11 protein-coding genes are annotated in these 13857 nt (G+C 50.7%); 5 read left to right on the top strand and 6 right to left on the bottom strand.

Features of this window, described 5'->3' with window-relative positions; translation table 11 throughout:
• From H6G45_RS00305 to tig, 6 genes are all read right to left on the bottom strand, one after another.
• A complete protein-coding gene (locus H6G45_RS00305; RefSeq protein ID WP_190595491.1) occupies positions 1–1617 on the bottom strand; it encodes an ammonium transporter in 1617 nt (538 codons plus the stop codon).
• Entirely contained in the window at positions 1614–2684 is a 1071-nt protein-coding gene (locus tag H6G45_RS00310) for a potassium channel protein (RefSeq protein WP_190595493.1), read from the bottom strand. Before H6G45_RS00310 ends, H6G45_RS00305 begins: the two co-directional genes overlap by 4 nt.
• A 154-nt stretch (positions 2685–2838) precedes the next feature.
• Entirely contained in the window at positions 2839–3297 is a 459-nt protein-coding gene (locus H6G45_RS00315) for a DUF29 domain-containing protein (RefSeq protein WP_190595495.1), read from the bottom strand.
• 181 nt (positions 3298–3478) lie between these two features.
• Complete coding sequence (gene clpX, locus H6G45_RS00320; RefSeq protein ID WP_190595497.1) at positions 3479–4816, bottom strand: ATP-dependent protease ATP-binding subunit ClpX; 1338 nt, start codon at positions 4814–4816, stop codon at positions 3479–3481.
• A gap of 4 nt (positions 4817–4820) precedes the next feature.
• Complete coding sequence (gene clpP / locus H6G45_RS00325) at positions 4821–5501, bottom strand: ATP-dependent Clp endopeptidase proteolytic subunit ClpP (RefSeq protein ID WP_190595539.1); 681 nt, start codon at positions 5499–5501, stop codon at positions 4821–4823.
• A gap of 303 nt (positions 5502–5804) precedes the next feature.
• Entirely contained in the window at positions 5805–7211 is a 1407-nt protein-coding gene (gene tig, locus H6G45_RS00330) for a trigger factor (RefSeq protein WP_190595500.1), read from the bottom strand.
• A 541-nt stretch (positions 7212–7752) separates the two neighbouring features.
• On the opposite strand from tig, the gene H6G45_RS00335 reads away from it, so the two are divergent.
• The 5 genes from H6G45_RS00335 (at position 7753) to coaE (ending at position 13819) form a co-directional block, all read left to right on the top strand.
• Positions 7753–8769 (top strand): aspartate-semialdehyde dehydrogenase, encoded by a 1017-nt coding sequence (locus H6G45_RS00335; RefSeq protein WP_190595501.1) that lies wholly within the window; start codon positions 7753–7755, stop codon positions 8767–8769.
• A gap of 60 nt (positions 8770–8829) precedes the next feature.
• On the top strand, positions 8830–9735 hold the full coding sequence (gene dapA, locus H6G45_RS00340) for a 4-hydroxy-tetrahydrodipicolinate synthase (protein ID WP_190595503.1): 906 nt from the start codon (positions 8830–8832) through the stop codon (positions 9733–9735).
• A gap of 678 nt (positions 9736–10413) precedes the next feature.
• Positions 10414–12327, top strand: coding sequence for a ribonuclease J (locus H6G45_RS00345; RefSeq protein ID WP_190595505.1), 1914 nt, complete (start codon positions 10414–10416; stop codon positions 12325–12327).
• Between the two features lie 84 nt (positions 12328–12411).
• Positions 12412–13146, top strand: coding sequence for a hypothetical protein (locus H6G45_RS00350; RefSeq protein WP_190595507.1), 735 nt, complete (start codon positions 12412–12414; stop codon positions 13144–13146).
• A gap of 64 nt (positions 13147–13210) precedes the next feature.
• Positions 13211–13819 (top strand): dephospho-CoA kinase, encoded by a 609-nt coding sequence (gene coaE / locus H6G45_RS00355; protein WP_190595509.1) that lies wholly within the window; start codon positions 13211–13213, stop codon positions 13817–13819.
• Positions 13820–13857: the final 38 nt, after the last annotated feature.

A 13857-nucleotide genomic window follows, 5' to 3' on the forward strand; every position in this document is an offset into this window, starting at 1 on the left:
TCAATCCGTGGTGCCAATGTTGCCATTTTGTTGTTTTTGTTGCTGGAGCACCAATTGCTGTTTAACGGCGATCAGTTCTTGGTCTCTCTGCTGGAGCATTTCCGCCATTTGTTGAATGGTTCTGGCCAACGCCCCCAATTCATCGGCCCGATTAGTGACTTCCTCCAACCCCAACTGGTCGGCTTTAAAACTGTTATTTTCAATGGCGGCGGCGATCGCTGCTGTAACGTAATAAATTTGGGCTAAGTCCTCCACACTGCGGTGATGGCGAACTTCAAAGGCATCCATCACTTGGTTATAGCGGCCGGCAATGTGCCCCACTTCAGTGAAGGGATTGACCGGCACCCGCAAACTCAAATCATGGGTTTTAGCCTGGCGGTCCATCACCTGAAAAAGTTCATAGGTTTCGGTGGTGGCTTGGTGTTCAGACACGTTTAAACCAATTTCCTCGTCCTCGGGAGAGATGCGTAGGCTGAAAACCCGGTTCAGAAAGGTTAAAACTATCCAGGCTGAGCCGAAGGCCAAGAGGGCACAAATGCCAACACCCAATATTTGTACTCCGCATTGTTGCCAACGATTCAGTCCTGTATCCACCAACGCCAATTGACCAAATAGACCCACACAAAGGGTGCCCCAGACCCCAGCCCCGCCATGGACCGCCACCGCATCCACCGCATCATCCACTCCCCAGTGCAACATTTGTCTGCCTACTAAGTGGGCGATCGCCGCTCCCGTAGCCCCAATCACTATGGCGATCGGAGTGATGACCACATTGGCCCCGGCGGTAATGGCCACCAACCCAGCCAGGGAACCATTCATCAGGGGTTCCACTTGGATCATTTTGTCTTGGAGTAGGCTGATCAACCCTGCCATCAACATGCCCCCGACCCCGGCCAACACAGTGTTGACAATGATGCCCGGCACAGCGGGAGTTAGTGCGAGAGTGCTGCCCCCATTGAAGCCCAACCAGCCGAACCAAAGAATTAAGGTGCCGAGAACGGAAAAGGGCATATTGGAGCCCTGAATTTTTGCTGCTTTGCCAGTTTTAGGGAAACGACCTTGCCGGGGACCGACGACCAAAATGGTGGCCAAACCCACCCAGGCCCCGACGCTATGAACTACGGTGGAGCCCGCAAAATCCCGAAATCCTAAATTTTCTAGCCAGCCCCCCATGGTTTCGATGCCCGCCGCTGTGGCCAAGCCATTCCAAGCCCAGCCGCCAAAGAGCGGATAAATTAGCCCAGAGGCTAGACCGGCCACCAACAGATAAGCGGAAAATTTAAGCCGTTCCGCCGCCGCTCCGGAAATAATAGTGGTGGCAGTGCCACAGAACATGGCTTGGAAAAGAAAAAAGACCGCTAAGGATGGCTTCCCGCCGACACTGACAAAGTTATAGCCCTCTCCCCACCAACCCCCCTGGGATAGGCCAAACATGATGCTGAAGCCAAATGCCCAAAAAAGAGCAACGGAGATACCAAAGTCAGCAAAGTTTTTAATGGCAACGTTAATACTATTTTTGGAACGGGTTAGCCCCGACTCCAAACACATAAAACCGGCTTGCATAAAGAATACTAAGCCAGCACAGAGCAAGACCCAGAGTGTATCGATGGAGGTCATGGTGTCAGGGCCGTCTCTTGCCAACGGGCTTTGAGTTGTTTACGCTTGAACTGATACTGTTCGGCAAAGCGGGGAATCTCGGAACGGTGACCAATAACAATGATGGTGTCGTTCTCGTTCAAAATTTGGGAAGGGTGGGGATGGAGAATAGTACTACCATCAGCCCGTCGTAGGGCAATGACAATGAAAGCTCCCTTACTGCGGACTTCCATTTCCATAATGGTACGACCCATGGCGGGGGAATCCGGCGCCACAATTAATTCGTCCATTTGCACTTCTACGCTGGCCAACAGATCATTTAAAAAGCCCCGTTCATCGGGCCGATGGAGAAAATCCCGGCGATTTGACTGGGTGATTAAATCCGCCATCTGAATGGCCCCCACTGTGAGGGGTAAAATAACTTGGTCTGCCCCGGCGAGCCGCAATTTTCTCTCTGTTTCGGGAATTTCCCCCCGGGCTAAAATGGTCAAACGGGCGTTAAGTTCCCGGGCGGTCAGGGTAATAAAAACGTTGGTGGCATCTTCCGGTAATACGGTGGCTAGGGTTTGGGCTTTCATTACCCCCAGCATTTGCAGTTGTTCTTCCCTGGTGGCATCCCCACAGTGGGCCAGATAACCCAAGGATTCGGCGATCGCCACTTGGCTTGGTTGATTATCAATGATGCCAAAGGGCAAACCGGACTGCTTCAATTGCTTTGCCAAGACCTGCCCCATGCGCCCAAAACCGCAAATAATCGTGTGGTCAGTCAAATTGGCAATTTGCCGTTGCCGTTGTTGATTCCCCAAAGCCCGATGGATTTCTCCCTCCGTCACCATTTGCACAAATGCTCCGACAATATAGACCGCAGAGGTGGTGCCCGCTAGGATAACCCCCATGGTGAATAACCTTTCCGCCGGCGTTGTGAGGGGACGTACTTCCCCATAGCCCACCCCAAAAACGGTAATTACCACCATGTACACCGCTTCCGTCGTTGTCCAACCAAAACAGATGTAGCCCAAAGTGGCCAAAACTAGGGTGACAGCAAAAAACAATACCCCCAGCTTGAGCCGTTGATTGGAATTCTGCATAGTTAAACGGAACAAACGGCGATCGGCAAAGCCTATGGACAGGAAAACACCGTCCGTATAGGCAGTTTATCAACCCTGACCCGGAAAATTGTGGCGAGGGACACTAAATTCCCAATTTCCCTTTGTAACGAGGGTAGCTAGGATTATGGAGAATTTACTGAATTTCCCAAAAGTTAACTGTCAAGACGGTGTCAATGTCAGACTCCCATGGCCACAAGTCAGGAAAATTAAACTCGGCATAGTCATCACGAACCGTTTCTAAGGCAAATTCCCAAGCTAAATCAAAGGACTGCTCCCAAATTGATTTCAGACTGGGGGAGGCTTTAATCTCAAACCTAATCTGGCGGCGCTGTTCTCGGATGGTCCGCTCCCAACCATTATATTCTTGGGGCATACCCACATAAATTCGCTTGAGTAAGTGCTCCAGCAAAGTAGCCAAGCGCTGTCTCAGTTCTCGCTTTTGCGATCGCCCCAAATCTGCAATCTCCTCAATTAAATTTTCCACATCTAGATGTTCAAAATCCCTGGCTTTCAGTTGGGCGATTATTTCTTCAGTCCAAAGTAAATAATCAATTTCATAGAGGGTTGTTGGCTGTATAGCAGTTTGCGTCATGGCATTAACTCCAGATAAATTATGAAAAAACGCAAATCTCGGCAGCAATTTAGCCCCACTTTAAATTACTAACTTTATTCACATTAAACTCACTAACTTAGCCTGTATTCATTTAAGATGGCAGTCATGGGTTGTGGCAATTCCAACCAGTCTTTAACTGCTGAAAAACAAAAGGGTGAACCTAAGCAGATTCCGGTTTAGGCAAAGAAGAAGGATGGAGCAATAATTCTGCTGTGGAGCGTTTTTCCACCATTTCCCTAGTAATCAAGCAGTGGGTTAAATCTTCCCGGGAAGGCAACTCATACATCACGTCCAGCATTAATTCCTCCACAATGCCCCGTAACGCCCTCGCCCCGGTTTTACGACGGTGGGCCTCCGTGGCGATCGCCCGCACCGCATCGGGTTGAAAATCCAACTCAACATGGTCCATGCCCAGCAAAGTTTGGTACTGCTTCACAATGGCATTGCGCGGCTGGGTCAAAATAGCAATCAGGGCATCCTCATCCAGGGGGTTCAGGCAGGCCATCACTGGAATCCGACCGATAAACTCAGGGATTAGGCCAAATTTGACCAAATCATCTGGCTCTGCTTGACGGAGCACATCGGCGGTACGCTTTTCCTTGCTGGGTCCCTCCCCTGGGCGAACAAAACCCATGGATTTTTTGCCAAATCGTTGTTCAATGACTTTCTCTAAACCTACAAAGGCCCCACCGCAGATAAAGAGAATGTTACTAGTATCAATTTGAATACAATCTTGGTAAGGATGTTTTCTGCCTCCCTGGGGGGGGACATTGGCCACCGTTCCTTCCAACATTTTCAGCAATGCTTGTTGTACCCCTTCCCCGGACACATCCCTAGTAATAGAAGGGTTCTCACTTTTGCGGGCAATTTTATCAATTTCATCAATGTAAATAATGCCCCGCTGGGCCTCCTCCACATCCAAATCCGCCACCTGGAGGAGTCTTAACAAAATATTTTCCACATCCTCCCCCACGTAGCCCGCTTCCGTCAGGGTAGTGGCATCGGCCACAGCAAAGGGTACTTCTAAAATCTTCGCCAGGGTTTGGGCTAGCAGGGTTTTACCGGAGCCCGTGGGCCCCACCAGGAGGATATTCGATTTTTGTAATTCTACCGCCTCGCCGGGATCCGCTTCCTGATTGCGCTCCAGCAAGTTTAAGCGTTTGTAATGATTATAAACAGCAACGGAAAGTACCTTTTTGGCCTCATCTTGGCCAATCACATACTCATCCAAGTACTGTTTGATCGCCGTGGGCTTGGGTAATTCCTCTAGGGTGAGGCGGCGGCGGGGCTGGCTAGATTTTTTCGGCTTTTGGCCTCCCCCTTCCCTGTCCCCAACTGTGGCAGGGGGAACATCCAACAACTCCTCATCTAAAATATCGTTACAGAGTTCCACACACTCGTCACAAATATATACACCAGGGCCAGCAATTAATTTGCGGACTTGCTCCTGGGATTTGCCACAAAAAGAACATTTCAGATGGGAGTCGTATTTGGGCATAAAACTAACCGAGGGAGGTGACGGGGGTAGTGGGATCGGGAAGGTTGGGGCGGTAAATTACCTGGTCGATGAGGCCATACTCCTTTGCTTCCTCCGCAGACATAAAGAAATCCCTTTCCGTATCTTCCTGGAGTTTCTCCATGGGTTGGCCAGTGTGTTCCACTAACATAGTGTTAAGACGGTGTTTGATGTACAGGATTTCCCTGGCCTGAATTTCAATTTCCACTGCTTGACCCTGGGCTCCCCCTAGGGGTTGGTGGATCATGATACGGGAACTAGGCAAAGCCATGCGTTTTCCTTTACAGCCACCGGAAAGCAAAAAGGCTCCCATGCTGGCGGCTAGCCCAAAACAGATGGTGACCACATCGGGGCGGATCTGTTGCATGGTGTCATAGATAGCCAATCCCGCATAGACCGAGCCTCCCGGGGAGTTGATGTAGAGTTGGATATCTTTTTCCGGGTCCTCTGCGTCCAAGAATAGTAGCTGGGCCACAATGGAGTCCGCCACTTGGTCGTCCACGGGGGTGCCCAAAAAGATAATTCTTTCCCTCAGCAGACGGGAGTAAATGTCGAAGGATCGCTCCCCCATGCCAGACTGTTCCACCACCATGGGAACAACGCTTTGGATGTTATTGCCCCCTAGGGCGCTGAGGGGGGAACGGTAGGGAGAACGGGAGTTGACCATGGGTTCGGTACGGAGAAGGTAGGGGAAATTAAGAAAAAAGCGGACGGCGATCAAACTAGCGTCCAAGGGTAGGGGAAAGAAATGATTTTTCCCTTGCTTTGCTTTAGGTTAACTCAACTTTGTTGCTGACATGGTCTCATCTTACCTAGATTTGCCTGAGCCTTGGGGGGGCACCGTCCTAGGGTCGGGAGGGCAGGAGGTTAGTCTGCCCTGTCAATTTGCCAACTCCAGGGATGTTTCTCTCTGGTTTACGGAAGCCCGGCGTGGGTCCCAGACCGAAAGTGTGAGCTGGGGCAATGGACCCTAGGCTTCGGAGGTAGCTTCCACGTCAACGGTGATTTCGTCTCCGTCGTCGTCCTCAGTTTCTTCCGTTTGGTTGAGGCTACCTTCGGGCAATAGTTCGATGGTGGCCCACTCCTTGAGCCGGTCTAGCACTTTATTTTCTATCAGAGAACTTTCCACAAAGCTTACCAGCCGGTCTTCGTCGATCTTTTCTCCCTTGAATTCCTGACGGAGTTCGTCGCAGCGTTCCTTAATTTCTGCTTCGGTGGGCTCAATTTTTTCATCCTTGGCGATCGCCCCCATCATCAGTTGGGTTTTCAGGTTGGCGATCGCCTCCGGGCGGGAATTGTCCTTGAGGGTTTGGAGCATATCGTCCCCCTGGCGGAAGAGCTGGGAAACATCCAGGCCCATGCGTTCTAATTCCATGGCGGTTTGGGCCACCAGGCGATCGCACTCTTGTTTGATCATGGTTTCCGGTAAATCCCCGGTGAACAGTTCCCCCAATTTTTGCTTAATGGCGGCTTTAATATTGTCATCGGTGCGCTGTTTGGCCTGGTCCTGGAATTGCTTCTCCAGATCTGCCCTCAGTTCATCCATGGTTTCAAACTCGCTGACATCTTCAGCAAAGTCATCGTCCAATTCGGGTAGTTCCCGGAATTTAATTTCCTTGAGCTTAATTTCAAACAGCACGTCTTCCCCGGCCACCGCTTCTAGGGGGTAGTCTTCAGGAAAAGTAACCGGAATGAGTTTGGTTTCGTCGATCGCCATGCCGTCAATGCCATCCACAATCCCGGTAACAAAACGACCTTCCTCCAGGGCCACTTCAAAATCGGAACCCTTCACTTCGGCGATCGCCTCTCCGGCTTGGCCATCCTCCGCCACTTCAAAAGCGGCATAGTCCACAATGGCCACATCCCCCATGGCCGCAGCACGATCCTCCACTGGCACTAGGGTAGCCCGTTTTTCCTGTTCTCCCTTGAGCCACTGCTCAACAGCATCGGCACTATACTCAATTTCTTCCGCCTGGGCGGTGATTTTTTTATAGCTTTCCGCCTCATACTCCGCTTCGGGGAACACATCCGCCGCCACTTTAATGGTGAGGGACGCATCGGGGTCGAAGGTCTGGATCAAGTTCTCCATGTCCGAGCGCAGGGAAAAATTGCCGATGATGGGCAATTCCTCTTGCTTGACAGCCGCCTTAATACTGTCGTCGATCAACTCTTCAATGGCCGTGGCCTTAATGTAGCTTTGTCCCAAACGCTGGATCACAATGGCCCTGGGCACCTTACCCCGACGGAACCCAGGAATATTAACGGTGCGGGTTAACTTTTTGACGACGTTCTCGTAAACCTTTTTCGACGCTGTGGCGGGAATCTCAATTTCTAGCCCAACTTGACTATCTGGCAATTTTTCCTGGGTAACTTTCATTGATGGGAAATCTCGATGGTGAAACAATGGGGGCAGTGGGCACTAAGTTCACCCCTGGAGGGCTGGGAAGGACTACAGAAATTGGTCTGTGGGCCCTTCTACCCGTGCTATGCTAGGTTCACTTAGACCGAGGGAAATGTTTCCCTTCTAGCCCCGCAACGCAATGACTCGGGGAAGACCTGTGGCGGTCAACCCAATTGATCATAATATAAGCCGGGTGCCATTTTTCCCTAGGGCAAGAATCTTTTCCCGCTGGGCCCATTGTTCCATGGGTAAGTCTTTCCGCCGTGGTGGCCACCCAGACCGGTTTGAACAAATTGGGCAAAATCAATAATTTTTCTAGCTGGACAATTCAATAATGGCCTTGCTGTTTACCGGGAAATGCCCTGCGCCACAACCTATTTTTTCTTTATCTTGCTGATTTTTTGCCCCAATGACTTTGACCAACTTGGCTGGATTGAGCGGTTTAATTGAGCTTAATGCCACTGTCTGAGCACCTTGTCCATCTTTTGATCCTGATTAGCTACTGGAGGAGTAAGCCTTGCCATCACCGATACGCGTTGCCATCCTGGGGGCCACTGGGGCCGTTGGCACAGAATTACTGGAGCTACTGGCCAGCCGGAATTTTCCCCTGGCGGATTTAAAACTGTTAGCATCGCCCCGTTCTGCGGGGAAAACCCTGGAGTTTCAGGGGGAAAAGTTACCGATCCAGGTGGTGGACGGGTCAGCCTTTAAAGACTGTGACCTGGTATTAGCCTCCGCAGGGGGTTCCACCTCCAAACGTTGGGCCGAGGAAATTACCAAGGCTGGAGCGGTGATGGTGGATAATTCCAGCGCTTTTCGCATGGTGCCGGAAGTGCCCCTCGTGGTGCCCGAAATCAATCCCGAGGCGGCCCAAAATCACCAAGGCATCATTGCCAACCCCAACTGCACGACAATTTTAATGGGGGTGGCCATCTATCCCTTGCACCAAATTCAACCCATTCAACGCATTGTGGTGGCCACCTATCAGTCCGCCAGTGGGGCTGGGGCCATGGCCATGGAGGAAGTCAAACACCAAAGTCGGGATATCCTGGCAGGAAAAACTCCCCAAGCCGAAATTTTGCCCTATCCCCTAGCGTTTAACCTCTTTCCCCACAATTCCCCCATCACAGCCAATCATTACTGTGAAGAGGAAATGAAAATGGTGCAGGAAACGCGGAAAATTTTCGCCGCCGAGGAGATCAGAATTACGGCTACCTGTGTGCGGGTACCGGTGCTCCGGGCCCACTCAGAAGCGGTTAACTTGGAATTTGCCACGCCGTTCCCGGTGGAATTGGCCAAAACGGCGATCGCCAAGGCCCCAGGGGTAAAACTGGTGGAGGATTGGCAAAAAAATTATTTCCCCATGCCTATAGATGCTACCGGCCAGGATGATGTGTTGGTGGGGCGGATTCGCCAGGATATTTCCCACCCCAATGGTTTGGACCTGTGGTTGTGCGGTGACCAGATTCGTAAAGGGGCGGCCCTCAATGCGGTGCAAATCGCCGAACTGTTAGTGGAGCGGGGTTGGCTGTAGAATTTTTCCAAACCCACCGATGGTCACTTGCCCGTTGCCCTTTTTCCGTTGAGATAGTCTATGGCTGATTTTGTGAACGCTTCCCCCTTTGGCTCTGTGTTAACTGCTATGGTCACCCCCTTTAATGCCGATGGCGGGGTGGATTATGGGGTAGCGGAAAAATTGGCTGACCATCTTATTACCCATGGCAGTGACGGACTGGTGGTCTGTGGCACTACGGGGGAATCCCCCACCCTTTCCTGGGAGGAAGAACATGAACTGTTTCGGGTGGTTAAACAAACCGTCGGCGATCGGGGCTCCGTCATTGCCGGCACCGGCTCCAACTGCACCAGGGAGGCCATGGAAGCAACCCAGATTGCGGCCAAGTTGGGGGTAGATGGTTCCCTCCAAGTGGTGCCCTACTATAACAAACCGCCCCAGGAAGGTTTATTGGCCCATTTCCAGGCGATCGCCCGCTGTGCCCCGGAGTTGCCCATGATGTTGTATAACATCCCCGGTAGAACGGGCCAAAATTTGGCTCCGGAAACGGTGTATCGTCTGGCGGAAGTGGAAAACATTGTGGCCATCAAAGAAGCCACCGGCAGTTTGGAACAAGCTTCCCTGATCCGGGCCCATACCCCGGAGGATTTTGCTATCTATGCCGGGGATGATGTGCTCACTTTACCCCTTTTGGCAGTGGGAGGGGCCGGGGTGGTCAGCGTGGCCAGCCATCTCGTTGGCGATCGCCTCCGGGCCATGGTGCAAAACTTTGCCCAGGGAGCAACGGCCCAAGCCCTCGAAATTCATCTGCAGTTAATCCCCCTATTTAAAATTCTCTTCTGCGCCACCAACCCCATCCCGGTCAAAACGGCCCTAGGACTCCAGGGTTGGCCCGTGGGAGCCTTCAGACCCCCCCTCTGTGCCCTGTCCTCTAGTCACACTGAACAACTACAGTCCGTACTAAGGGATTTAGCCTTACTTCCCTAGGGGAGAGAAGCCCGGGATAGCTGTTGGGTCAACCGGAGGAAAATAGACTGGATGAAGGGGAAACTTGACCTTGGTCATGGCAGTCAGAGGATGTCAATGACGGACCACAATAATTTTTGATCAATTACCATCACCCCCATTGCTAAAACCCAACCCAATGTTGATAATTTCTCTATTTTTTTCTCAGCATAGGTACTTATCTGGAGAGTATGTGCTAGAATGGCATGAACTTAAGAGCGAAGTAAGTTTTTCAATTCCGTCCAAACCTGAATAGATAATCCATCCTCTATGCAAGCTAGTTCATTACACCGATTAGCTACCGGCTTCAGCGTCTTCTTCCAATGTTCGACAGTTTCCGAGTCCAGGATGAGCTAAGTTTTTCCCAATCAGTATTCCTTGCCGCTCTCCATCACTAGAGTTTGCTCTCTCCCCAATGGCTTCAGAGACCACAAATACATTCACTCCCTGGGACGTTGCCAAAATTCGATTCTGCCCATCCCTATTCCCCAAGAAATAAGGTGGAATACTAACCCAAAGATTGAATTGCATCGGTCATTTGCTGGTCACTTAGCCCCACTTTTGCTCTACTCAAGCCTCAGTTTTTTCTTTGATTTCTTCAAGTTGTGCCGCAACTGTTGATTTTCCCTAGCTAAATTACAACGTTTTTTTATTTACACTATGGCTAAAAATACCCAAACCCCTACCCTTAAAATTCTTCCCCTTGGTGGCCTGCACGAAATTGGCAAAAACACCTGCGTCTTTGAGTACGACGATGAAATTTTACTGCTCGATGCTGGGCTCGCTTTTCCCACCGATGACATGCATGGCGTCAATGTTGTACTGCCCGATATGACCTATTTGAGGGAAAATCGCGAGAAGATCAAGGGCATGGTGGTTACCCACGGCCACGAAGACCACATTGGTGGCATTGCCTATCACCTCAAGCAGTTTGACATTCCCATTATCTACGGCCCCAGGCTAGCCATGGCCCTACTACGGGACAAACTGGAGGAAGCGGGCATGCTGGAGCGCACCAATTTGCAAACCGTCTCCCCCCGGGAAATGGTGCGTTTGGGTAAATCCTTTGTGGTGGAGTTTATCCGCAATACCCACTCCATTGCCGACAGTTACTGTTTGGCCATCCACACGCCCCTGGGGGTAGTGATGCACAGTGGAGATTTTAAAATTGACCATACCCCCATTGATGGCGAATTTTTTGACCTGCAAAAGGTAGCGGAATATGGCGAAAAAGGCGTGCTTTGTTTACTGAGCGACTCCACCAATGCGGAAGTGCCGGGTATCACCCCCTCCGAAGCCTCCGTTATTCCCAACCTAGACCGGGTTTTCTCCCAGGCGGAAGGTCGTTTGATGGTGACCACCTTTGCTTCTTCGGTGCACCGGGTCAATATTATTCTCAGCTTGGCCCAAAAACATCAGCGGAAAGTGGCTGTGGTGGGACGGTCGATGCTCAATGTCATTGCCCATGCCCGTAAGTTGGGTTACATCAAATGCCCAGACAATTTATTTGTGCCCTTGAAGGCGGCCCGCAATTTACCTGACCAACAACAGTTAATTTTAACCACCGGCTCCCAGGGGGAACCCCTTGCGGCCATGACTCGAATTTCCAAGGGTGAACATCCCCAAATTAAAATTCGCCAGGGGGACACGGTGGTCTTTTCGGCCAATCCCATCCCCGGTAATACCATTGCGGTGGTCAACACCATTGATCGCCTGATGATGCAGGGGGCCAATGTAATTTACGGTAAGCACCAGGGCATCCACGTTTCTGGTCATGCTTCCCAGGAAGAACACAAAATGTTGCTGGCCCTCACCCGACCCAAGTTCTTTGTGCCTGTGCATGGGGAACACCGTATGTTGGTCAAACACTCCCAGATGGCCCAAGCCCAGGGCATTCCCAGTGAAAACATTGTCATTGTCAATAATGGTGATGTAATTGAACTGACCGGCGATCGGATCCGGGTGGCGGGACAAGTGCCTTCCGGCATTGAATTGGTGGATCAGGCGGGGATTGTCCACGAAAGCACCATGGCGGAGCGGCAACAAATGGCCGAAGACGGTTTGGTGACAGTGGCGGCGGCCCTGAGCAAAACTGGTACATTGTTAGCCTATCCGGAAGTCCATTGCCGGGGCGTGGTGATGACCATTCAGCCTAATTTGCTGGAAGAACTGATTGTGCGTACCATCGAAAATTTCCTGACAGAGCGGTGGTCAGAGTTCACCCATGGTTCCAACGGCTCCACGGAGGTTAGTTGGAATGCTTTGCAAAAAGAATTGGAGTCCAGCCTGCAACGACTAATCAAACGGGAACTGCAAAGTAGTCCCATGGTCTTGTTGATGTTACAAACTGACACCCCCATCGAATTGGATCAGGTACCCCAAAGCGTCAGTGTTGCTTCTAGCACTCCAACACCCCGTAAAAAAGTGGTTCTTACTAAAACTCCAGAACCGAAAGTGAAAGTCAAACCGGAGAAAAAAGTGGTTACCACTGCCGAGCCTAGCGGCCAGCCGGTCAGCGCCACCAAGGTTTACCGTCGTAGTCGCAAGCGCTCCACTACTTCTGTTTCTTCCTAATATCTATTATTGTTTTGGCTGGGGTTCTATCCATTGGACCCTGGCCAATTTCTTTGTAAGTCCGGTAATTGTCGAGCAAAATTAATGTCCACTGTGATTCCCACTTCCCAAGAACCTGTCACCCTCCCCAATGAAATCCTGGAAATTTCCATTAGCATTGCTGTCAAGGAGTTAGACCCCAGCCTAGTCAATGAACAATTTTTGAAGTTCAGTGGCATTGTGCCCAACGAATGGGAGTTGAACCAACAGCCGGTGGTGAGTAAAGCTGGCTCCCAATTGGTGTTTAAGAATGGACTCAGCATTGTCGCCCAGCCCCGTTCCCTGACGTTTTTAGAAGGGATGAACGATAAAACGGCGGAAGTGATAACCGTGGGTAAAGTCGCCAGTGCCTTTGTCGAAAAATTACCCAATGCCCAATATAACGGTGTGGTGGTAACCCCCAAATGTTTAATTCCCCTGCCGGATCAAAACGACGGTGCCCGGAAGTTCATCACTGGTACTCTACTGGCATCCGGTTCCTGGCAAGATTTGGGCAAGGCCCCTGTGCAGGCGGCGGTGGAATTCACCTATCTTTTGGAAGGCTGTCAATTTAACCTTAAAGTTAATCAGGCGACCTTGCAGATTCCCGATCGCCAGGCGGTGAGTGCGTTGTTGTTTGCCGGTAATTTTAACTACAGCTTGAACAATCCCAATCCCCAAGAACGGGTCAACGTGGCCAGACAGTACATTGAGGCGTGGCAATCTGACTTGGATACATTTCGGGCTATTGTCCACGAAAAATTCTTGGCTGAGCAACAGCCCCAAACGGTTTTTGGTTAATTAATTCTCTTTGTCTTCCAGTTTCAGACCAGGAAGTTAACCAGTAAAAACTCATACTTTATCCATGGATACCAAGCCCCCTCGACAACGATTAATCGGTTTGACAGGGGGCATTGCCACGGGAAAAAGTACCGTCTCAGACTTTTTAAACCAAAAGTATGGCGTTTCCATCCTTGACGCCGACCTTTATGCCCGCCAAGCAGTGGCATCTGGTTCTGGGATTCTCTTGGCGATCGCCAGGCGTTACGGCCCGGAAATTGTCGATCAACGGGGACAATTAAATCGGCAAGCCCTGGGGGAAATTATTTTCAATAATACCCAGGAAAAACAATGGCTGGAATCCCAAATTCATCCCTTTGTTAAACAATGTTTTCAGTCCGCCCTAGCCCAATTAGAACAGAAGCAAACGGTGGTATTGAGTATCCCTCTATTGTTTGAAGCCCAGTTAACGCATTGGGTGACAGAAATTTGGGTAGTTACCTGTGGCCCGGCACAGCAAATAGAAAGATTAATTCAGCGCAATGGTTTGACAGAGGCACAGGCTTTGGCCCGCATTGCTAGTCAGATGCCTTTAGCGGAAAAAATTGCCCAAGCGGATATGGTGCTGGATAACTCTGGGCAAATTGCTGACTTAGAATCACAAATTGTAGAGGCCTGGCGATCGGTATTTTAAACGAGCATCCTCAACAGATTGATATTGCAAGAGTGCCC

The organism is Synechocystis sp. FACHB-383 (assembly GCF_014698605.1).
In the GTDB taxonomy this organism is placed as follows: Bacteria; Cyanobacteriota; Cyanobacteriia; order Cyanobacteriales; family Microcystaceae; genus Synechocystis; species Synechocystis salina.

Bases quoted from the DNA above. Each gene is read 5' to 3' on its own strand.
- H6G45_RS00305 (WP_190595491.1), bottom strand. From the start codon at position 1,617: ATGACCTCCATCGATACACTCTGGGTCTTGCTCTGTGCTGGCTTAGTA.
- H6G45_RS00310 (WP_190595493.1), bottom strand. From the start codon at position 2,684: ATGCAGAATTCCAATCAACGGCTCAAGCTGGGGGTATTGTTTTTTGCT.
- H6G45_RS00315 (WP_190595495.1), bottom strand. From the start codon at position 3,297: ATGACGCAAACTGCTATACAGCCAACAACCCTCTATGAAATTGATTAT.
- clpX (WP_190595497.1), bottom strand. From the start codon at position 4,816: ATGCCCAAATACGACTCCCATCTGAAATGTTCTTTTTGTGGCAAATCC.
- clpP (WP_190595539.1), bottom strand. From the start codon at position 5,501: ATGGTCAACTCCCGTTCTCCCTACCGTTCCCCCCTCAGCGCCCTAGGG.
- tig (WP_190595500.1), bottom strand. From the start codon at position 7,211: ATGAAAGTTACCCAGGAAAAATTGCCAGATAGTCAAGTTGGGCTAGAA.
- dapA (WP_190595503.1), top strand. From the start codon at position 8,830: ATGGCTGATTTTGTGAACGCTTCCCCCTTTGGCTCTGTGTTAACTGCT.
- H6G45_RS00345 (WP_190595505.1), top strand. From the start codon at position 10,414: ATGGCTAAAAATACCCAAACCCCTACCCTTAAAATTCTTCCCCTTGGT.
- H6G45_RS00350 (WP_190595507.1), top strand. From the start codon at position 12,412: ATGTCCACTGTGATTCCCACTTCCCAAGAACCTGTCACCCTCCCCAAT.
- coaE (WP_190595509.1), top strand. From the start codon at position 13,211: ATGGATACCAAGCCCCCTCGACAACGATTAATCGGTTTGACAGGGGGC.